Genomic DNA, 21,385 nt, shown 5'->3' with positions numbered 1-21,385 from the left:
ACTTATGCCTCACCTCCTGTAATTTTACAGGCACAGCGCCTGATACAGACTTTTGCCAGATGTTCCCGGTACTCTGCACTTCCTCTTAAATTGCTGCCATAAGAAAATCTGACGGATGCTTCTTTTGCCAGATCCTCCAAAGTCTTTGTCTCATCTGCAGTCAGCGTAACCTGCATAGCACGGTAAGGTCTGGCACCCACTGCCACATACCATCTGTCGTTATCTTTTGCCACACAACAGGCTATGACCGGAAAATCTGTCTTAGTCTGTCTCTCTGACATATAAGCCGCCTTACGGCCATCCTTTTTGATAATCACACGTACCAGTATGTCTGAATCCTTTGGCAAATTTACAAATTCCTTCAGAGGAATTATTCCTCCCTTATATAATTCCACATAAGTATCCAGCGCCATCATACAGGTAAGGATATCCGAAAATCCAAATCTCCCGAAAATACTCCCTCCCACTGTTGCACAATTACGAAATTGTACACCTACAATATGGCGGGTACATTCTTTAAAAATATCCCCAAAAGCTTTTTTCAGCCCCTCATGGGTTTCCAGCATCCGAAGCGAACACATCGCTCCAATGGAAAATTCTAAATCATTCTCCTCAATGGTATCCAACCCCAGTCCAGACAGATCAATCGCTGTCTGCTTATTCCTGTCGCCCATCTTCAGCCAGACGAATCCTCCCAGAACAATGCTGCTTCTCTTCTGGTTTAATTCATAAGCTTCTTTCAGACTCTCTGCTTTCACAAATTCCTTTGCACGAAACATGTGTTTCCTCCTTCCAGTAATAAAAATGATAATCTTCTTTTTCTATTAATTGTAAATGACCATCGTATGACTTGTTCAATATCCCGGTCAGCTTATTTTCAAATTCATTTTCCCTGCGGCTTACTATGCCCTCTATCTTACCATATCCCATTACAATAACCCTGTCTGCATAACGCAGTGCAAAATTCGGATCATGGACACTCATGAGAATTCCCTGCCCATACCGCTTCTCGTACTCTACCAGACGGTGCATAAATTCATGCTGGCGGCTATAATCCAGAGAAGCCATCGGCTCATCTAAAATCAGCCAGGGCGTATTCTGCATTCTGGCTCTGGCAAAGTTCACCATCTGCTGCTCACCGCCGCTTAAGGTACCCATTCTGCGGTTTTTAAATTCGCTAAGTCCCAGTTCTGCCAATACCTGCTCAGCCTGCTCCTTCTCTTCCTTTCCCGGAAGGGAAAAATAATTCAGATAAGGAGTAACCCCTAACAGTACATAATCAAATACTTCATCATCTTCCTGCCTGCGGGGATTTTGCGGCATATAAGCCATTTTTCTGCTTTTTTCCAGAACGGTATGGTCTTGAAGCGAAATATCATTATAAAACACCATGCCGCTCTGTGGTTTCTGAAATCCCATCAGCAGGCGCAGAAACGTTGTTTTCCCGCAGCCATTCGGTCCAATGACCATAACCAGTTCTTTTTCCGGCAGGGATATACTAATTCCTTGTAATATCTCTTTTTTTCCAAATGAAACCGATGCGTTTTCTACCCTAATTTTCATGTCTGTTTTTCCCTCTGCATAAGAATATCACCAATACTGCTGCTCCAAAGAAAGAGGTGAAAATGCTGATTGGTATCTCCGACTGTGCCAGGCTCCTGGAACAGATGTCAGCTAACAGCAGCAGGATACTGCCCAATAAAATACTTTGGAAAAAATTCTTAACATAATCGTCTCCGTTGAACATCCGGATCAGGTGCGGTGCAATCAGACCAATCCAGGATACCACGCCTGCCTCGCTTACTACGACCGCTACCAGTATTGTAGCACATATCAAAGAAATATTCCTTACAAAATGCGGCGAAATGCCCAGGCCGTCCGCTTCTTCATCTCCAAGAATTAAAACTTTCATTTTCCAGCGGAATAAAAAAAGTAAAAGTCCTGCCCCGGCCATAAACGGCAGCACTCTGATGATGGAATCCCATCCTGCATTTTGAAAACTCCCCATCAGCCAGTATTCGATTGCAGCCAGTTCCCTGTTGGGATCTGCCGTATACTTTAGAAATATAATAACTGAATCCGCTAAAGATCCTACTATAATTCCGGCAATAATCATCAGATAACGTTTGTTTCCCCGCATCCAGGAAACAAGCAGCATAGCCAGTGCTACGGTACCCATTCCAAATGCAAAAGTCACTCCCTGTGCAATCAGAGCCGAATGTCCCAGAAACAGAATTCCCAGAATTCCTCCCACAGAACATCCGCTGCTCACACCCAGAACATCCGGTGATACTAAAGGATTCTGGAAAACTGCCTGATATACCGTACCGGCCAGCGCTAATGCCCCTCCGGATAAGACGACGAAAAAGGTTCTGGGCAGACGAATCTGGTAAAATAGTTTCCTGTCCATTACACTTTTACCCTGCCCTGTTATAATGGCGAAGATATCCGACAGGGATAACTCGTACCGCCCTACACAGCAAGACGAAAATATGACACAAACTAATATGATCGTCAAAATCCAAAACCTTTTTCTCGTATTCATATAACTCCTTTTTAAATCTTAGTCAGCATCCTGCGGCAATAACTTTTCAATCACAGCCCCAGATCAGATGCCTCTACCTGAATGCCAAAGAAATTCTGGTAGAAATCCTGGGCTTCCTGTATATATTCCTCTGCTGAATATAGATCCGGATGAAGTACATGCGTCAGCCAGAGAATTCCAAGCACCGATGACGGCGTCGGATAATCCCAAGGCTCTATGTTAGATGGGAACATTTTTACATTTTCATCTTTTACTGCCTGCACTTCAGATAATTTCGCATCTGAGGTAATATCGGTAAGATTATATTCTGCATAACTTACTGCAAAGATATACCCGGGATTCCATTCTAACAGCTGTTCTGGTGAGACTTCCGCCCAGTATCCATCTTCCAGCCCCTGTGACACATTTGTGCCGCCAGCCATTGCTATCAGATCGTTCTGGTACATTTTTGAGGTACAGGTACTTAAATAACTGCTTCCTGCAGCAAGATAAACGGTTGGTTTATCCGTCAGATTTCTGGTCATCTCTTCTACTTCATCCATCTTCAGCTGATAGTAATCATTTAATTCGGATGCTTTATCCGATACACCGGCAATTGTGCCCATGAGTGACACACAATCCCTATAGTTATCCAAAGTTTCCGGATCTACTACCATTACCGGAATATCCAGTTTTTCAAACTGCTCCACAGAGTCTTTTAACTTCTTAGGCAGAATTACTACATCCGGTTCTAAATTTGCCGTTTCCTCAACGTTGATTCCTTTACCGGAACCAACAGCCGGAAGTTCTAATAATTCCGGAGCCGCTTTCTTATACAGTTCACGGGTATCTGCCTTCATTTCAATTCCAACCAGATCATCCTGAAGACCAAGAGCAATGGCAATGGCAGTTGATATATAATAAGAAGAAACAATTTTCTTAGCCGGCGCTTTGAGGGTAACCTCTCTGCCGATTTGATCCGTTACGGTAATTTCCCCTTCTGCTGCCGCTGTGCCTTCGGAATCAGAAGCTGTCTGCGTATCCGCATCTTCCGCTGTTTCCGTCTGCTGACCTGTCTCTGTCTGTTTCCCCTTTTCTGTCTGTTTCCCGTTTTCTGTTTGTTCTGTATTTGCTGTCTCTGCAGCCGTTTCTGACTGGGCTGATGTTGCCGCCTGTGTTTCCGTTTTTTGATCCGCTGCTGCACCGCAGCCGGCTAACGAACCGATTACCAGTGTTGCCGCCAGCATCATACCGGTAATTTTATTTACAAATTTGTTTTTCATATGCTTCTCTCCATCCAATTTTCAGTAACACAGCCTGAAACCGGACATTATAATATCCCTGTAACAGACCCTTTTCTTACTGTTCTGCTGCTTCTGTCTTTGATTTTGGAAGTACCAGATTCAAAACAGTAGCAATTACAAATGTCATAATGATACCGTTTTGTGCAAAAATGTTACCAACCCATGCCGGCATCTGCGCCAGTACTTCCGGAACATTTCCGATTCCTACGCCAAGACCGATTGCCATCGCAATGATCAGACCATTTCTGTCATCAATTTTTTCACGAAGCAGTGACTGCAGTCCGCTTACCAGAATCATTGCGAACATAATTACAGCCGCTCCTCCCAGTACAGACTGAGGCATTACGGAAAACAATGCGCTGAGTTTCGGGCAGAAACCGCAAAGGATTAAAAATACCGCACCGGTCATAATAACAAAACGGTTTACCACCTTAGTAACTGCAACAAGACCGACATTCTGGCTAAAGGAAGTATTTGGAAGGACACCAAACAATGCTCCTAGAAAACTCCCAAAACCATCTGCAATGACACCGCCCTGAAGTTCTTCATGAGTAGGTTCTCTGTCCAGACCTCCGTTTGTAATACCGGAAATATCACCTACAGTCTCCACAGTTGTTGCAATAAACATAATTCCCATTGCAATAATTGCCTGAAGGTTAAATTCCATTTTCACCGGCATAAAAGTTGGAAGGCTGAACCAGGCTGCATCCTGTACCTGAGTAAAATTAACCATTCCCAAACAGATTGCCAATATGTAACCCACAATGATTCCAATTAAAATAGATGCTGTACTTAAAAAGCTTTTCTTAAACTGTTTCAGAACTATGATTACAAGAATAACCACCGTTCCTACCAGTAAATGCTGCCAGCTTCCAAAATCCTCGCTCCCGGCACCACCGCCAAAATATTTAATTCCAACCGGAAGTAAGGATAATCCGATCGATATAATTACCAGGCTTGTAACAACCGGTGGGAATAATTTCCGCAATGGTTTGATAAAAAAACCAAGTATAATCTCAAAAATACCACCCACAAGGGATGCTCCCATAAGTGCTCCGTATCCAAAGCTTGCTCCTACTGCCTTCGCCGTTCCGATAAAACCGGAACTGGTTCCCATTACAATGGGAAGCTTACTTCCGACTTTCCAAATCGGATACAGCTGAATTAACGTTGCCACACCTGCAATAAACATTGCATTCTGAATGAGACTGGTCTTTAAATCCAGAGCCATATCCAGCATACCGCATACAATGATCAGAGGGGAAATATTTCCCAGGAACATTGCCAGGACATGCTGAATCCCCAGAGGAATTGCCTTTCGCAGGGGAACTACTCCGTTCAGTTCATAGATACTGCCGTTTTTGTTTTCCTTCATCTTTTCTCTCCTGTAACTTCATTTTTCTCAGTTTTGTACTCCTTACAAAACTGTACTGTAGCATTCTAACATATTGTTACTTTTCTGACAACCGACACTTTCATAAAAAAAGATTTTTCCACATAAAAACAGATTTTTCTACAAGAAATGATTGTAATACCGTTTAGAATATTGTATGATAAAATAACATCAACCCAGTGGAGGAATTAAAGAAATGCAGTTATTAAAAGATCGTATTTTAAAAGATGGCGTAGTAAAGCCCGGTCATGTATTAAAAGTGGACAGCTTTTTGAATCATCAGATGGACATCCAGTTAATTAATGAAATCGGAAAAGAGTTCCGAAGACGCTTTCCCAGCGATAAGATTACTAAGATCTTAACCATAGAAGCATCCGGCATCGGCATTGCCTGTATTGCAGCTCAATATTTTAACGTTCCGGTAATTTTTGCAAAAAAAGCACAGAGTATTAATATTGATGGCGATGTATACCAGTCAAAGGTAGAATCTTTTACCCACAAACGTACATACGATGTCATTTTGTCAAAACGTTTCTTAAACGCAGATGACCATGTATTAATTATCGATGACTTCCTGGCAAACGGATGCGCGCTCAGAGGACTGATAGAAATTGTGAAACAGGCCGGTGCAACTATTGAAGGCGCCGGAATCGTCATTGAAAAAGGATTTCAGGAAGGCGGCTCCATGATACGGGAACAGGGCGTTCATCTGGAATCTCTTGCCATTGTAGAATCTATGACTGATGACGGATTAACATTCCGCGGTTAATTATTCTCTATCATTTCCTATTAAAAAGGATTATATAAAAAGGATGACATGCCATAACAAAATTTCATTATGGCATACCATCCTTTTAAATTGTCTGAAACTTCTGACCGGCAGATTTACTTCGCTCAGCCTGATACAGATGGCAGATTACTCAGGTTGTTATTTTCTGTATCGTCAGGTAGTGACTTCAGGTATTCCGAACCATTGCGGTGTGCAATACCCACACCCCGGATACCCCCTTCTTTTGCAAGGAATACTCCTTCTTCTTTAGAAACGGTTGAACCGTCCGATAATTGATAACCGGTAACACGTCCCCCATTCTTAACAAGGCCTATAATTGTTTGTGCATCACTTTGAGGATTGGGAATTTGATCTAAGGCATTACGTGCCAGGGCAATACCCAATGTATTATTATCTTCCATTGTATGACACCTCCTGTCAGAAATAGTGTCTGCAAATCCCCGCAGGTTATACATAGATCTTTCCTTTACACCCGCTAAAATTTATTATAATTCATTTCCGTTTTTAACCCCGTTTATGAATGCCATAGCATTATCAACCGTTGTCTGACTGATTGCATTTAATGCCTCTTTTGTAAAAAAACCCTGGTGGGATGTAACCATTACATTCGGAAAAGATAATAGCCTTGCCATTGTAGAATGACCCAGTATTCTCTCAGAGAGATCTTCATACACACTGCCATTTTCTTCTTCATACACATCCAGACCCACGGCAAAGAACTTTCCTTCTCTGATTCCCTTTATGAGATCTTCTGTTTTGATAAGTCCGCCTCTGGATGTATTGACCAGTATAACACCATCTTTCATTTTATTAATCGTTTCCGTATTAATTAAATGATAGGTATTTTCAAACATAGGACAATGAAGGGAAATCAAATCCGATTCCTTTAACAGTGTATCCAGATCCACATATTCCAAAAAGTCCAGCGTATTGTTAGGATAAAGGTCGTATCCGATCACCCGCATGCCAAATCCTCTGCAGATTCGTGCCATTGCTATTCCGATTTTACCGGTGCCTATGATACCGGCAGTTTTACCATAGAGATTAACTCCCATTAGACCGCTTAAGCTGAAATCATTTTCACGGCCTTTAATATAAGCCTTATGAGTATGACGGTTTGCGGTCAGAACCAGCGCCATTGCATGTTCTGCCACCGCTTCCGGTGAATACCCGGGTACATGCATAACCGTAATGCCATATTTTTTTGCCTGGTCCAGATCTACATTATTATATCCTGCCGAGCGCATCAGAATTAATTTCACACCGCATTTATTCAGCATATCTATAGCGGGTGCGCTCAAATCCATATTTACAAATGCGCAGACTGCATCATATCCCCATGCCAGACTGGCCGTTTCCGGTGTCAGATTTGGCTCTATATATGTGATGTCAAGATCTTCATATGTTTTATCCTGCAGTATTTTCGAAAAAAATTCTTCATCGTAATTCTTTGTTCCAAAAAATAAAATCTTCATGTGATACCTCCTCTTCTTATTTAAAAGGTAATAGAGCATCCTGCAGCAAAAGTCACAGGATGCTCTATTATTATAACACGCTTTTTAATTGGATGATAGGCTCCGATTTTTCATCAATCATCAAATCTGTCCTTGATACACTGGGGGATGTTATCATTATACAAGTACATATAGCTTGTTATGGTATCACCCTTTTCATTTTTATAAGTTACGTTCACATCGTAAGCGGAAGACTGGGGAAACAGGAAGTAGTCATTTACACCTGAATTTACCAGATTTTCCGCAATTTCCTTGAAATCTTCCTTCGAGCTAAAGACTTCTTCCCGGCTGCCCTTTTCTTCATACTTCAAAACTCTCATTGAAATCACCTTATCCGGGTCAAGTTTTGCGTCTACACTGTAACCATATTCCTTCAACAGTGCCAGAGTTTTTTCAAAGCAGGGATATAAGGTATACGTTCCACTTGGAACCTTTTTATTGATTCCCTCTAACCGGATGCTGACCAGACTGGATGCTTTCATGTCTTCGTATTTCATATTTGCAAGTTCTTCCCGGAAGGTATCAACCAGAGAAATAAGCTGCTTGCTGTTCAGATTCAGCTGAATGGATTCATCCGTTTTCACCAGCTCTATCTTGCCGACCTCATCTCCAGTCAGATTAATTGCCGGATATAATCCTTCTTTAAACTCCTGTGTCTGATAAAGATCTGCTAATGCTTTTTCAAGTACACTATGCTCTGCCTGATAGGAACGAATCTTTTCTTTTCCGTTTTTCAGACGGTATTTCACAATCACATAATTCGTTGATACATCTTCCGGTTTATTTATAGCAGACTCTACGATTTCATAAATCCTGTCCATCTTTGTCACCTGCATATGATCCAGTACATATGATTTCGTATCGGTACCGGAAATGTAAATTCCATTGTCACTCCACTTCTCGTATACATTGGTTGCCAGGCCGTCAATCCAGATAGCTGCACTTTCCACATTTTCTTCTTTAGGTATATTGCGGTCATAACCAAATACATCGAACCGGAATATTCCAATAATCGCAAATGATACGATCAGCGATGCCAGCATCAGTTTCTTTCTAGCCAATACTTTTGTAAAATCAATATGATAAATAAACTCAATAATCGCACTGCTTATTACTCCGCCAAAAATCACACCAAATGCCAGCCAAAGGTCCTTACCTTCAATTGCCATCATATGGGCTATAAATCCGCACCCGATTGATATGGGCACTACCAACAGGAATTTAATAACCGATTCTGATTTTGGAAATGCTATTGCACGCTCAGATGCTTCAGAAGAGCGTATACGGTACAGATAAAGCACGATTACAAGCATTGCTGCGAATGCCGCTATTGCAATCAGCAGTTCTTTCAGGAACATTGATCCCTCACTGGCAGCTCCAATCGTTAGTCCATAAAGGAAAAGAGGTGAAAAATATTCCGCCAGCTGCATCCAGAAACTTTCATTCTGATAAAATGTTTTAAAGAAGATACTAAATAGTCCTGTCGCCAGGAAAATAACTCCGGGCAGATACAACAAAAATACAGTTACAGCAAGTATACCCACCACAATTTTACCTGTGAGCATCATGGCAAGAATTACCGTTATATAAAGCAGCAGGTAGAATAAAATATGAATAAATCCTCCCAGCAGCACCTGACCCACTACTCCGCCGGTAGTTACTCCTCTAAGTGCCCCGATGAACAGAACAATCAGCATATTTACAAGAAAAGGTACCACAAACTGCAAAATTCCACTTAAAAACTGCACCCAGAAGAAGTGGTCTCTCTTAATGGGAAGACTGTGGTAAAAATCCAGTTTTGTAGAAGAATGCAGATAGCAAAATCTGGATACACCGCATAAAACTGCACTGGATACTGTGAGAAAAATAATGACACCGTTATAACTCAGAAGATCGGCAAACTGTGCCGTTACTTCTTTCATGGTCCAGCCTCCATTTTTAAGGCTTGCCAGCATCTGGTCTAAGGTAAATATCCCCCGTACCGTAAATAGCAGGAAAAATACCAGAGAGATAATCGCTATAATGCCGCCGCTTCGTTTCAAATCCTGCTTCAATAACTTAGAGAATGAGATTTTTGATGTCATATCCTGCCACCTCCGTTTCACTAATAAATATTTCCTCAAGCGACAGTGGAAGTATTTCATAAAATAAAGGTTTCTTGCTTCCAACCAATGCCAGAATTGCTTCCTTCTTACCGCGTACGGTGAGGGATACAAGAGAACCTCTCTTTTCATACTGCATTACATCCAGCTCTTTTAGAATTTCCTCTTCCGCCGTAGGGTTCTGAATTACATACTGCAGCTTATGGATTTCAAATCTCATATCTTCCAGATCTCTTGACAACAGGATACCGCCTTCATGCAGCAGACCCACGTGGTCGCAGATATCTTCCAACTCTCTTAAGTTATGGGACGCAATAATCGGCGTAAACTCCCTGTTTAAAATTTCACTTGCAAAGATACTCTTTACCGCCTGTCTCATAACTGGGTCAAGCCCGTCAAACGTTTCATCACACAGCAGATATTTCGTGTTAGTGCAAATTCCAAGCAATACAGATACTTGTTTTTTCATACCTTTTGAAAATGTATTGATTTTGCGTTTCATATCCAGTCCAAATTTTTCTATCAGTTCTATAAATCGAAATTCACTGAACTCAGGATAGATAATTTTATAATACTCCATCATTTCCTTTACCGTAGCATTGTTAAAATAATACGGTGTGTCGGGGATAAAGCAAATTAACTTTTTTGCCTGAATATTTTCAAAAACTTCCATATTATCAATCTTGACAGATCCTTTGTCTGCCTTTAATATCCCACTCAGAATTCTCATGAAGGTACTTTTTCCGGCTCCGTTGGTTCCAACCAAGCCAAATACGGAACCCTCCCGAATCGTAGTGCTGATATCCGTAATTGCTTTAATGTCGCCAAATGACTTACTAATGGACATTACTTCTATCATACTTTACCTCCCCATACACCTCATCAACTTTAATGTAAAATTCATCCCTCGTGATTCCTAATTCCTTTCCCTGTGATACAACCGTCTGAAAATCATCAAAAACAACTTTCTTCTTTTGTATCAGCAGATTTCTGTCTCCTGTGACAAAATTCCCCTTTCCTTTTACAGGGTAGATAAATCCCTGCTGCTCCAGTTGCGTATAAGCTTTCTGGATTGTATTGGGGTTGATTGATAAATCCATTGCCAGCTTGCGTACAGAAGGCATCTGACTGTCAGGCTCCATTACACCCTTCACAATCAGCATTTGAAACTTTTCCACAATTTGCTCATAAATGGGCCGCCTGTCTTTGTAGTCAACAATAATCATGAGACTCTCCTTTCTGAAATACTGCCATATTATCTGTACTATCTATATTAGTACACATACATTGTTTTTGTCAACGCTATATTTCTTAGGAAAATCTAAAGATTTAAAACATCAATTCTACTTAGAATGAAGACCCTCACCCCACATTCGGAAGTTCAGAAATTCTACTTTATCAAATGGGAATCTTTAAGATTCCGCACAAAAAAAGCCGGGCTATTCTCACCTGTGCGTGAAAACTACCCGGATTGCTGCACAATTCGTACCATTTCTTTGAATTTTTTCCATGCTGACTCTTACCGCCCACATACTCAATACAAAAGCTCTTTTACTCCCTGATATGTATGAATGTATATATTATATTTATGTGCACCTACGCTCCTAAGCTTTTTAACAAATAATCTCTGGCTTCTTCGGAATTCTGATAGTCTGCATCTTCTTCTAACATATAGTTTATGGTTACATTCCATTCACTTGCCGGGAATTGCAATGCCGGGATACCTTTGATGGCTGCACATATCTTTGTCTTATTGTATTTTGTATTTACCTGGCGCAAGTCTGAAACATAACAGTCAAGCTCCTGCGCTAAAATATCCAGTACAGACTTATTAAAGTTCTCCATAATTTGTGCTTCCTTTCCGAACAATATGATAACATCCGTCTAGAAAAGTAGACTTTTTTTGACAGATTAGAAAGTGGTAAATAATAGCATTTAACCCTACATTTAGTATTATACATAGTATGTCAAAAAAAGTCTACTTTAACTGGCAAAAAAAGTCTACAATTTTTGATAAAAATTTAATTATTTTCCATTTTTAACCAATTAAGAAATGTCTGATGGGAAATTCCCATTTTCTTTGCCGCCTTGCGGCTGGATATTTCTCCATTCAGCCAAACCTTTCTCCATTTCGGGAAATCCGGATGAATCGGTTTCCGCGGCCTTCCAAAGCGAACCCCTTTCAAACGCGCTGCTGCAATCCCCTCCGCCTGCCTGGTTCTTATATTCTGTCTTTCGTTTTCCGCTACAAAGCTTAATAGCTGCAGCACTAAATCAGCAATAAAAGTACCCATCAGATCCTTACCCTGCCTGGTATCCAGCAATGGCATATCCAGCACATAGATATCTATTTTTTTCTCTTTTGTCAATACTCTCCACTGATAAATAATTTCTTCATAATTTCTCCCCAGCCGGTCAATGCTCTTAATCACCAGCAAATCCCCCTCTTTCATCCTTCGTACCAGCTTTTTATATGCGGGCCGGTTAAAATCCTTTCCACTGAGCTTATCCATATAGATATTCTCCATTAAAACAGGCAGTGCCTGTAGTGCAAGCAGCTGCCTATCCTCGTTCTGGTCCTTGGATGACACTCTGATATAACCGTATGTTTTCATAATCTCATCATATCCTTTCTTCTTTCGTATGAAATTATGATAACGGAAAATGAGCAGAAAATTATTACCAATTTATGGTAATTACCATTATTACAAGAAAAAACAGTACTTTCTGCCTCTATTTCGTTAGAAATAAAGAAAAAGTACTGTTTTTATAGATGTTACTTTTTAAATATCAGCCAACTATTTTATAATATGTCTTAGCCGTCATTGTAAATACAAAACTATATATGATGGCAAAAATGATAATGGTACCGATTGTGCATATTACAAATAGATCCGTATTGAATAAACCAAACATAAATAAAAGTTTGCTCATCATGTTAAATGCTGCTGCTACATGCAGGATCGCAACTACCAATGGGAGGAAAAAGACCGTGAGAATCTGACTCCTTATACTCTTTTTTACTTCCCCTTTACTCATCCCCACCTTCTGCATAATAGAAAATCGTTCTTTATCTTCATATCCTTCAGAAATCTGCTTATAATAAATAATCAAAACAGTTGCCATCAGGAATAAGACTCCTATAAATACGCCAATAAATAAGAAACTGCTAATTGATGCCCTGAGCATAGCTGCTCCACTGTCTCTGTCGCTGAGGTTAATAAAAAGATCTTCACTGGCTTCCAGCATTGTCCTCAATTTCTTATGAAGTACATTAGTAAAATGATCCAGCGTTTTCTGGTCTCCGTCTGCATTAAATCCAATAAAAGTATCCGGTTCCTCACTTCCCGAATTTATGTCTGTACCTGCGGCTATACAAATATTATTGATAATCTCCTGATTTGCAAAAACGACTCCATACCCATCCAGCATATTAATTGTAAGGTTTGCTATCATATCATTATCTTTGATTTCTTCAGATACTTTATATTCACTGCTCCCTATTCTTAAGGTTGGATAGGCAAAGCTTTTCTTAAAGTCAATGATCAGCACCTCATCTTCTGCCAGTTTCTTATCCGTACCCATTACCTCATTATAATTGTCAACGGTCATTAACATACAGGCGCTGAGATTTCCCTGATCCACTCCCACTAACTGTAATTCATTATCTATCTGAGAAACTCCCAGTGAATTATAGCGGTATTGAAAATAATCCTTTACCTTGATATTATTTTTTTCAGCTTCTTGATATACAATATTCTTCATCTGCTCCACTTCCTCTTCTGTTGCATGGTAGGAAGTCATAGAATATTGCTCCGGATACATATTATGAATCAATTCTTCAATTCCGATATTTAGAGAAATCGTTGTTGCGATACTGAGCAGAACCCCTGTACTGAGAATACAGATATTTGCAAGTCCTACTGCATTCTGCTTCATGCGGTAGATCATACCGGAAACAGATGTGAAATGCTTTTGCCGGTAATAAAACGCCTTGTTTTTCTTCAGTATTTTAAGAAGCGCTATGCTTCCGGTAATAAACAAGAGGTAGGTGCCTACAATGACAAGCAAAACTGCAATGAAAAACTGAATCAATGCATCAATCGGAGATTTCACGGTAATTGCCATAAAATAGCCGACAGCCGTACATATTAATCCAATAAGAGCTGTGATCCATCTTGCCTTGGGCTCTTTTTCCCCCTTATTCCCTCCGTAGAGAAGCTCAATCGGTTTACTTTTTCCAGTCATAAAAAGATTTGAAAGCAGCGTACAGGCAAATATAATCCCAAAAAGAATCAGCGTACTGCAAATCGCATCCCTACTCATGATAAATTCAAAATCAACATTTGTCTGAATCAGCTTAAGCAGGATCAGGAACATCAGTTTACTAATTAAAATTCCCCCCAATAATCCAATCCCAAGGGATACGGCAGAGGTAAAAATACATTCATAGAGCAATATTCTGCCTATATGGCGCTTTTCCAGGCCCAGGATACTGTATAGCCCCAGTTCTTTTTTCCGGCGCTTCATTAAGAAGCTATTCGTATAGAACAGAAAAATCACTGAAAAAATTGCTATGATTGACTGCCCAAATTGCAATACCATTCTTAACGATTCACTCCCACGCATCTCATCGATTCCCGGATTGCCCGAAATAGCACTCATAACCAGATACATGATAATCGTACATATGCAGGTCAGCATATAAGGCACATACATTCCGGCATTTTTACGAATGTTCGTTACTGCCATTTTAGGGTAAAAAGAATTACGCATTCTCTTCACCTCCTGACGCTAATACCGTCAAGGTCTCCGTTATTTTCTGGAACATGGCATCATTATTCATAGATCCTCTGTATAACTGATGGAATACCTCACCGTCTTTTATAAACAATACGCGCTGCGCATGGCTTGCAGCCCTGGTACTGTGGGTTACCATTAGAATTGTCTGCCCTTCCTTATTAATACGGGAAAACAACTTTAACATCTGATCCGATGATTTTGAATCCAGCGCACCGGTAGGCTCATCTGCCAATACAATCTGGGGATTTGTAATCAAAGCTCTTGCCGCCGCTGCTCTCTGTTTCTGACCTCCGGAAACTTCATATGGATATTTCTTCAAAATATCCTGAATGTGCAGTTTCTCTGCCAGAGGTTCCAGTCTCTGACGCATCTCTTTATAATTTTTACCGGATAAAACCAGCGGCAGATAAATATTATCTTCTAATGAAAAAGTATCCAGCAAATTGAAATCCTGAAAAACAAAACCCAGGTTCTCTCTGCGAAATGCCGCAAGACCTTTGTCTTTTACCGACAACATACTATTTCCATTTAACAAAACATCTCCGCTGGTTGGTTTGTCCAAAGATGCAAGTATATTCAATAACGTGGTTTTACCGGATCCGGACTCCCCCATAATAGCGACATACTCGCCTTCCTCAACAGAGAAATTCACATCGGTTAATGCCTGTACCTGATTCCCTCCAAAACGGGTGGTATATATTTTTTTTAAATTTTTTACTTCTAAAAGTGCCATAGTCTTCTTCCTCTCTAACTTTTTCTGATCTTATTGTAATAAAAAAAGAAATGGACTGCCATAATATTAGCTTACATTTTCTATTCGATAGCTTACATTTCTGTAAGGTTGTAAAGTAATATATAACTCCTGATATCTACATATATGCCCATATTAGAGGGGTTTCAGCATTTTAGCTTTCATATAAATCCTTATAAAACCTTATATCTCCATGGTCAAATGGTGTAAAAATGGTGTGAAGTTTTTTTATTAATAAAGTAGTATTTCTTTTTTTCCTTTATAATATTATAAACTCTATCTGTCATAGGTATGGTTCTATTTCAAGAACGAGTTATGGGGAAATTGATTATACTTTGCTCTTTTTCCAATAAATAACATAGTATAGGATAAAGAGTATGACGGCGGCCGCTAACGGAATTAGAGCATTTATAATAGAGAGTGTACTCGACCATATTTGCCCTTGCCCCTGTGTTACATCAAGAAAAAGGTTCACCATAAAGGTTACTGGGCTTAAAAGCAACAACAAAACAGCACTGTAAGCAACTTTCTTGCCCTCAATTTTTTGAAGAGGAAAAATGCAACCCAAAAAAACACTATCAGAATGGGTGCTATACTAATACCCATGGAAAAAATCGGTACATGGTACTCCGTTAAACTATTTATCGCATAATCAAGCACATACAAAAATGGTACAAGAAAAATGCTTATATTGATGAGCGAACCGATGATTCCCTTCATCCCAAACTTTATCGCAGGAAAAAATACAAGCCATGCAAAAATGCTCACACTAATTGGTATGAGAGACCATGTAAATGTATTGGAAACCATTAAATTTACAAGGGATACTACAATGATAGCCAATAGAAGAAAAAAGGAAAAAACAGCAGCCCAGATATTTTGGGTCATTTTAATTTTGCCCATTGCTGTCTTTACTCCATATTCCAAAGCATTGTGGATACTTGCTTTCATATTTGCCTCTTCCGAATTATTTTTTTCGCCATTTAGCAATTCCGCTATTGTGATTCCAAGAATGTCTGAAAGAGGCAATAGCAATGAAATGTCAGGGAAACTTAGCCCACATTCCCATTTCGATACTGCCTTATCGCTGACGTGAAGTTTTGCCGCCAAATCTTTTTGTGTCATTTGATTCGATTTTCGTAACTCTGATATTAACTGTCCCATTTTTTCATTTTTCATACTAAGCTCCTTCGTATATTTATATGTTTATTTTACAAGAAAAAAAGCATTCACACAAGAAACATACAGTAGAATTGCGCAAAAATGAAGTAAACTAACAGTAGAATTTAACAAATGTTCAATCGATCATTGTTGATCTACATTTCACGCAACAGATTTCAGCTGCTCCGTCACCCCTGCGGCTTTCACCATTTGGACCATAAGCTCGGTTGCATCGGTAAGCTCTGCAAAACCCCATAACTCTTTTCTCTGTTTCCGCTTTATCATTTCCTTTTTTGTCATTCCTGTTTTCCTCCTATTTAAACCGTTTGCCAAATGCCCTCCTGACTGGATGCCGTCATGCTCCGGGGATTCTGCTAACTGCCCGGTTCTGGACTATCCGCCCTCGGGTGAGCTGTAAAAGCTATCCACGTTTGCCTTAAATTAAATAAGCCCATAACTGCGTTTAAGCGGTTACAGGCTTGTTATTGTGGTGTTTAATTTAAAATGATTTGGTTATTAATTTTGGACAATAAAATTAACTTCTTTCAATGTATAAGATTCGTTATCGTCATTATAAAACGAGTCCACTACATATGCCTCTAATGTCAATCGTTTATTTGCCCATTGAATAAGATTTAAGTTTTTAAATGTAAATTTACCTCTCCTATCTGATTTAACTGCTGCAATTTTATTCCCACTAGGATCTCTTAACACTATTTTTGAATTCTTATTTGTAATGCCTGATATTATCTTAGTATTTTTATTAATCTTTTTATAGGATGAAGGATTAACAAATGTTATGCTCTTTACTACTGTTAGCGGACTGTAAATTTAACTTCTTTCAATATGTTCTTTTCCCCATAAAGTTGATCGACAACAAATGACTGTAAAGATAATGTCATTCCTGCCCATTTTTTCAGGTTTAGATTTCTAAATGTAAACTTGCCTTTTCTATCCGTTTTAACGGAAACAATCTTTTTACCCTTTGGATCTCTAAGGGATATTGTTGAATTTTTATTTGCAATACCTGATATTTTTTTTGTGTTTTTATTGATAACACTAAAAGATGTAGGTTTAACAAGCGTTATAGTTTTTACTAAATTCTGAAGTTTAACGGTACTCTTATACCAAATACTATTTCTTCTCCAATGCCGTGGTATTTTTTTATTAAGTTCTTCTTCACTTATTTTATTATACTTTAGTCCGATTTCTGAAAGACTTGTATATCGATTTAGGTCTGGTATTTTTTTTATTTTATTAATCTGAACATCAAGTGATTCTAGTTGTGTTAATTTTTCAATACTTTTTAAACTTGATATTTTATTATAATTCAACGAAACATATCTTATATTAAATAAGTTTTTTATTGGGTTAATATTTGTAATTTGATTATGATCAGCATATAAACTAGTTAAATTGAATAAATTTTCTATACCCGATAAGGATTTTATATTATTAGACGAAACATCTAATTTAGTTAGATTTTTAAGCTTTCCTATTCCTTTTAATGTTTTTATTTTGTTTTTTATTTTATCTTTACTGGCGTCTAATCGCTTTATTTTTTCTGCATCTTTTTCTGTAAAATTTTTGCTTTTTCCAACTTCACGTAATATAGTTTGATACAAAACTCTATCTGGTATTCCAGTTTCGTCATTAGGAATAATTTTACTTTTTGCAGCCATTACATTCAACGGCATCAATACACACATTAAAATAACTAATGATGTCAAAAATATTTGTTTTTTTCTATACATATTCTTCTCCTCATAATTAAGATCTTGTTTAGATTTTATTTAGAAGCACTCTTCTCCCTTCTTCCTATATTTTCACAAAAAGTTCACAGTATTATATTTAAATATATATCATATTTTTATCAATTTTTCACCCCCCTATTGACTAACTGGTAGCCATCCTCGTCTAGTTGGTAATATTATTCATTACACATCGTAGATAAATGCTTTCAAAAAAATAGAGACATACCAAAGTACGCCTCTATCCTTAAATCTTATTCTACTTTCACATTACAATATGCGCTTTTTCCACTGCTTGTCTTAAGCGTGATTCTACATCTCCCCTTCTTAAGCCCAGTGACTACACCCTTGCTGGAAACCTTAACAATTCCTTTTTTGTTTATTGTCCATTTTTTCGTATCTGTTGTGTTCTTTGGATATACCGTTGCTTTCAGTGCGAATTTCCTGCCAACTTTCAGTGTTAGTCTCTTACGGCTTAGTTTTACCTTGGTAGCCTTTCTCTCCTTAACATTTATATTGCAGGTAGCTTAACTTCACTGTTGTCTTTTACTGTACATGTTACAGTATAACCGGAAAAACTCCAGTTTTTCTGAGCAGATTTAGTTTTATTCCTCATTCTCTTTTTTTACAATCCACTAATATGAGCATTGAAATACATGATTTTTTACTCTGCAATTACATTTATTAAAAGATATACCGACGCTTTTATACCATATTTCAACATCCTTAAACTGAATTGTTGAGCGCCTGATGCACATCAATTGTTATTGTCCTATCGACTACTCTGAAATCACCATTTCATTGGCTGCCACATCATAATTTATCCCCTATGAAGCCACCACAATGCTAATTCTAGCCAGTAATCATATTATGGCTGATATGATGACACATATACCGGAAGATACCATAGCAATGGGCAATGTAACTCCGGCAGCAGGATTTCATGCTTTTTTTGCAGCAGTGAATGAATTTTACAACTAATTATGAATAGGGTTGCCACTCCATGCATCCCTCAAGTTTTTTTATAGAAATAGGTTTAATAAGATAACCATCTGCACAAATGGCGGTTGCTTCCCGAATATATCGGTCGTTTTCCGTTACAAAAATGACATTGGCCTGCGGATTACATTTACGCACCCTGGATACCAGCATAAATCCATCTATTCTACGCATTAAAACCTCTGTAAATAATTGATCTACACGACTGTTATGTGCGTATTTAACTGCCAGCAAAGGATCTGTAAAAGAAACTACTGTATCATTTGTAAACACCAGCTGTATTTTAGCTACAAGATCATCCAGATGCTGTTGATTACTGTCAACCACCATTATATTCATTCTGCAACACTCCTCTCTACTCACTTTCACTTCATTTTCAGCGCTTTTCAAGTACTTTTCATACTTCAATGTGCCTTTAGTATATTTTATCAATGACATCAAAACTACACCATCAAGTATGATCCTAAAAATGAAATCTTTACCAAAAACAGCGGCTCCCACTGGAGCCGCTCCTTAATTTAAATCATATATTACTATCTATTTATTCCGTTTCCAGATGTTCTCTGTACAGATCAATTGCAATCCGGGTGCCCTGTCCAACCTTTGAAGAAACTTTTATGGAATGTCCAAGCCTATCTAATATCTTCTTGCAAAGATATAACCCAATTCCGGTAGACTTCTTTCCCATACGTCCATTATATCCGGTAAATCCATTTTCGAATATACGGGGAAGATCCTCTTCCTGAATCCCGATACCGGTATCTTCGATAATTAAGGTCTCACGTTCATCTGGATCCATGTAAACCGATATTTTTCCTTCATTGGTATATTTAAGTGAGTTAGATAAAATCTGTTCGATCACAAAAACCATCCATTTTTCATCAGTTATCACTGTATTATCCATTTCTTTTAATTCGAAAGGAATCTTACGGTAAATGAACACAGAACTATCATGCTTCACCGCTTTTCGAACCAAATCCAGTACTTTATATTCCTGAAGCTTTAAATCTGCCGACATATTCTCCATACGCAGATATTGCAATACCATATCAACATACCGCTCAATTTTAAGCAGCTGCTGTAAAAGCCCCTGATTTCTGGCATTGTCCTCTACTTGAATCAGAAGGCGCATTGCGGTAATCGGAGTTTTGATCTGATGTGCCCACAATGTGTAATAATCCATCATATCTTTTTTGCTGCGCTCTTCCTGTTCTTTTTCCTGAGCACTGTAACGAAAAAGTTTTAATAATATTTCCTGGTAATCTTTCTCAAGTAAATTTCCTGCATTTGGAAAATCATTACATTCTACGGTTATCCTGCCAAAAAGCCCATAAAGTGCTAAATGCTTGCTACGATATTTCCAATAACTAATCGTACACATAACAGCTCCAACAGCAAAGCACAGTAAAAATGCATAACTATAGATCTTAGCCGGAATGCCATATAAATAAAAAATCAGCAGGAAGATGAAGGAAAATATGAAGATTGCCAATATCTGCATCAGATGGTCTATTATATATCTGCCGATTATCTTATATTCCTTGATTTTTTCCATTCAGACCACCATATATCCTATTCCCTTTTTTGTTACAATAAATCCGGCAAGACCTATATCTTCTAACTTTTTACGCAGCCTGGTGATATTAACAGTCAGCGTATTATCATCAATAAAGCTGTCACTTTCCCATAGGCGCTCCATAATAGCTTCACGGGATACCACCTTCCCTGCATTCTCCAATAAGATCTGAAGGATTTTAAAATCATTTTTTGTCAGATCTGTTTTTTGTTCCTGATATAATAAAGTGGTATCACTCAAATTTAAAATAGCACCATTATGTTCTAATACATTAGTCTGACCCTGAAATGCATATGTTCTTCGAAGCATTGCCTGAACTTTCGCCGCAAGTACCGTTAAATCAAATGGCTTGGTTATAAAGTCATCTCCACCCATATTTATCGCCATTACAATATTCATGTTATCACTCATAGAAGAAAGAAAAACAATCGGAACCTTAGAGATCTTCCTGATTTCCTGACACCAGTGATATCCATTGAAAAACGGCAGTGTAATATCCATCAATACCAGCTGCGGATCAAATGCAATAAAATTTTCCATGACTTTCTCAAAATCTGTGACAACACTGGTTTCCATCCCCCATGTCCGCAAATAATCCTTTACAGACGAAGCGATTACCATATCATCTTCCACAATCAATATTTTATACATTCTGTCATCCTTTCACTATCATGCGCTTGTTATCAGTATAATCTTTCCCACTTTTTAATATACTGT

The 21,385-nt window shown here is 38.6% G+C and carries 23 protein-coding genes; 2 read left to right on the top strand and 21 right to left on the bottom strand.

Going from position 1 to position 21,385, the window contains the following annotated elements:
• Nucleotides 1–2 precede the first annotated feature (2 nt).
• From RHS_RS16215 to RHS_RS16195, 5 genes are all read right to left on the bottom strand, one after another.
• On the bottom strand, nt 3–779 hold the full coding sequence (locus RHS_RS16215) for a xanthine dehydrogenase family protein subunit M (RefSeq protein ID WP_027294748.1): 777 nt from the start codon (nt 777–779) through the stop codon (nt 3–5).
• Nucleotides 727–1,563, bottom strand: a complete 837-nt coding sequence (locus tag RHS_RS16210; protein ID WP_044289461.1) for an ABC transporter ATP-binding protein — start codon at nt 1,561–1,563, stop codon at nt 727–729. Before RHS_RS16210 ends, RHS_RS16215 begins: the two co-directional genes overlap by 53 nt.
• The gene (locus RHS_RS16205) at nt 1,553–2,545 is read right to left on the bottom strand and encodes an iron chelate uptake ABC transporter family permease subunit (protein WP_047833762.1); all 993 of its coding nucleotides are present in this window, start codon (nt 2,543–2,545) and stop codon (nt 1,553–1,555) included. Before RHS_RS16205 ends, RHS_RS16210 begins: the two co-directional genes overlap by 11 nt.
• A gap of 50 nt (nt 2,546–2,595) precedes the next feature.
• On the bottom strand, nt 2,596–3,807 hold the full coding sequence (locus RHS_RS16200; protein ID WP_138003453.1) for an ABC transporter substrate-binding protein: 1,212 nt from the start codon (nt 3,805–3,807) through the stop codon (nt 2,596–2,598).
• Nucleotides 3,808–3,883: 76 nt separating this feature from the next.
• Nucleotides 3,884–5,203 (bottom strand): uracil-xanthine permease family protein, encoded by a 1,320-nt coding sequence (locus RHS_RS16195; protein ID WP_027294750.1) that lies wholly within the window; start codon nt 5,201–5,203, stop codon nt 3,884–3,886.
• A 214-nt stretch (nt 5,204–5,417) separates the two neighbouring features.
• Between RHS_RS16195 and RHS_RS16190 the strand changes: the two genes are divergently transcribed.
• Nucleotides 5,418–5,990 (top strand): xanthine phosphoribosyltransferase, encoded by a 573-nt coding sequence (locus RHS_RS16190; protein ID WP_027294751.1) that lies wholly within the window; start codon nt 5,418–5,420, stop codon nt 5,988–5,990.
• Nucleotides 5,991–6,115: 125 nt separating this feature from the next.
• Here RHS_RS16190 and RHS_RS16185 read toward each other — a convergent pair whose 3' ends face one another.
• The 13 genes from RHS_RS16185 to RHS_RS31170 all read right to left on the bottom strand — a co-directional run bounded on the left by RHS_RS16185 (nt 6,116) and on the right by RHS_RS31170 (nt 18,608).
• Nucleotides 6,116–6,412: a DUF3892 domain-containing protein gene (locus tag RHS_RS16185; protein WP_027294752.1), complete on the bottom strand. Its 297-nt coding sequence runs from the start codon at nt 6,410–6,412 to the stop codon at nt 6,116–6,118.
• A gap of 84 nt (nt 6,413–6,496) precedes the next feature.
• On the bottom strand, nt 6,497–7,486 hold the full coding sequence (locus RHS_RS16180) for a 2-hydroxyacid dehydrogenase (RefSeq protein ID WP_047833761.1): 990 nt from the start codon (nt 7,484–7,486) through the stop codon (nt 6,497–6,499).
• Nucleotides 7,487–7,599: 113 nt separating this feature from the next.
• Nucleotides 7,600–9,609, bottom strand: coding sequence for a DUF6449 domain-containing protein (locus RHS_RS16175; protein WP_047833760.1), 2,010 nt, complete (start codon nt 9,607–9,609; stop codon nt 7,600–7,602).
• Nucleotides 9,584–10,486, bottom strand: coding sequence for an ABC transporter ATP-binding protein (locus tag RHS_RS16170; protein ID WP_027294755.1), 903 nt, complete (start codon nt 10,484–10,486; stop codon nt 9,584–9,586). The genes RHS_RS16175 and RHS_RS16170 overlap by 26 nt, the downstream gene beginning before the upstream one ends.
• Nucleotides 10,464–10,853, bottom strand: a complete 390-nt coding sequence (locus tag RHS_RS16165) for a GntR family transcriptional regulator (RefSeq protein ID WP_027294756.1) — start codon at nt 10,851–10,853, stop codon at nt 10,464–10,466. The genes RHS_RS16170 and RHS_RS16165 overlap by 23 nt, the downstream gene beginning before the upstream one ends.
• Before the next feature lie 370 nt (nt 10,854–11,223).
• Nucleotides 11,224–11,472 (bottom strand): hypothetical protein, encoded by a 249-nt coding sequence (locus RHS_RS16160; RefSeq protein ID WP_027294757.1) that lies wholly within the window; start codon nt 11,470–11,472, stop codon nt 11,224–11,226.
• 176 nt (nt 11,473–11,648) lie between these two features.
• Nucleotides 11,649–12,242 carry a recombinase family protein gene (locus RHS_RS16155; protein ID WP_027294758.1) on the bottom strand — a complete coding sequence of 198 codons (594 nt, stop codon included), beginning with the start codon at nt 12,240–12,242 and terminating at the stop codon, nt 11,649–11,651.
• A 175-nt stretch (nt 12,243–12,417) separates the two neighbouring features.
• On the bottom strand, nt 12,418–14,403 hold the full coding sequence (locus RHS_RS16150; RefSeq protein WP_027294759.1) for an ABC transporter permease: 1,986 nt from the start codon (nt 14,401–14,403) through the stop codon (nt 12,418–12,420).
• Nucleotides 14,396–15,163 (bottom strand): ABC transporter ATP-binding protein, encoded by a 768-nt coding sequence (locus RHS_RS16145; RefSeq protein WP_027294760.1) that lies wholly within the window; start codon nt 15,161–15,163, stop codon nt 14,396–14,398. The genes RHS_RS16150 and RHS_RS16145 overlap by 8 nt, the downstream gene beginning before the upstream one ends.
• 510 nt (nt 15,164–15,673) lie before the next feature.
• A complete protein-coding gene (locus RHS_RS31180) occupies nt 15,674–16,360 on the bottom strand; it encodes a helix-turn-helix domain-containing protein (protein ID WP_395022642.1) in 687 nt (228 codons plus the stop codon).
• 144 nt (nt 16,361–16,504) lie between these two features.
• Nucleotides 16,505–16,642, bottom strand: coding sequence for a hypothetical protein (locus RHS_RS31175; protein ID WP_160295868.1), 138 nt, complete (start codon nt 16,640–16,642; stop codon nt 16,505–16,507).
• 515 nt (nt 16,643–17,157) lie between these two features.
• Nucleotides 17,158–18,096 carry a leucine-rich repeat domain-containing protein gene (locus tag RHS_RS16135; protein WP_044297083.1) on the bottom strand — a complete coding sequence of 313 codons (939 nt, stop codon included), beginning with the start codon at nt 18,094–18,096 and terminating at the stop codon, nt 17,158–17,160.
• A gap of 251 nt (nt 18,097–18,347) precedes the next feature.
• Nucleotides 18,348–18,608 carry an Ig-like domain-containing protein gene (locus RHS_RS31170; RefSeq protein ID WP_083267456.1) on the bottom strand — a complete coding sequence of 87 codons (261 nt, stop codon included), beginning with the start codon at nt 18,606–18,608 and terminating at the stop codon, nt 18,348–18,350.
• Nucleotides 18,609–18,936: 328 nt separating this feature from the next.
• On the opposite strand from RHS_RS31170, the gene RHS_RS31165 reads away from it, so the two are divergent.
• Nucleotides 18,937–19,074 (top strand): hypothetical protein, encoded by a 138-nt coding sequence (locus tag RHS_RS31165; protein WP_176731080.1) that lies wholly within the window; start codon nt 18,937–18,939, stop codon nt 19,072–19,074.
• Here the strand turns inward: RHS_RS31165 and RHS_RS16130 are convergent, their stop codons facing one another.
• Genes RHS_RS16130 through RHS_RS16120 form a run of 3 tightly spaced genes read right to left on the bottom strand, consistent with a single transcriptional unit; the run spans nt 19,075 to nt 21,319 of the window.
• Nucleotides 19,075–19,593 carry a response regulator gene (locus RHS_RS16130; protein ID WP_395022638.1) on the bottom strand — a complete coding sequence of 173 codons (519 nt, stop codon included), beginning with the start codon at nt 19,591–19,593 and terminating at the stop codon, nt 19,075–19,077.
• Between the two features lie 40 nt (nt 19,594–19,633).
• Entirely contained in the window at nt 19,634–20,647 is a 1,014-nt protein-coding gene (locus RHS_RS16125; protein WP_047833758.1) for a sensor histidine kinase, read from the bottom strand.
• Entirely contained in the window at nt 20,648–21,319 is a 672-nt protein-coding gene (locus RHS_RS16120; RefSeq protein WP_027294764.1) for a response regulator transcription factor, read from the bottom strand.
• Nucleotides 21,320–21,385 lie beyond the last annotated feature (66 nt).

Origin of the sequence: Robinsoniella sp. RHS, from assembly GCF_001029355.1 — a bacterium.
Taxonomy (GTDB): Bacteria; Bacillota; Clostridia; order Lachnospirales; family Lachnospiraceae; genus Robinsoniella; species Robinsoniella peoriensis.
Note: the sequence above shows the minus strand (reverse complement) of the source record. Positions and strands in the feature narration are given on the sequence as shown.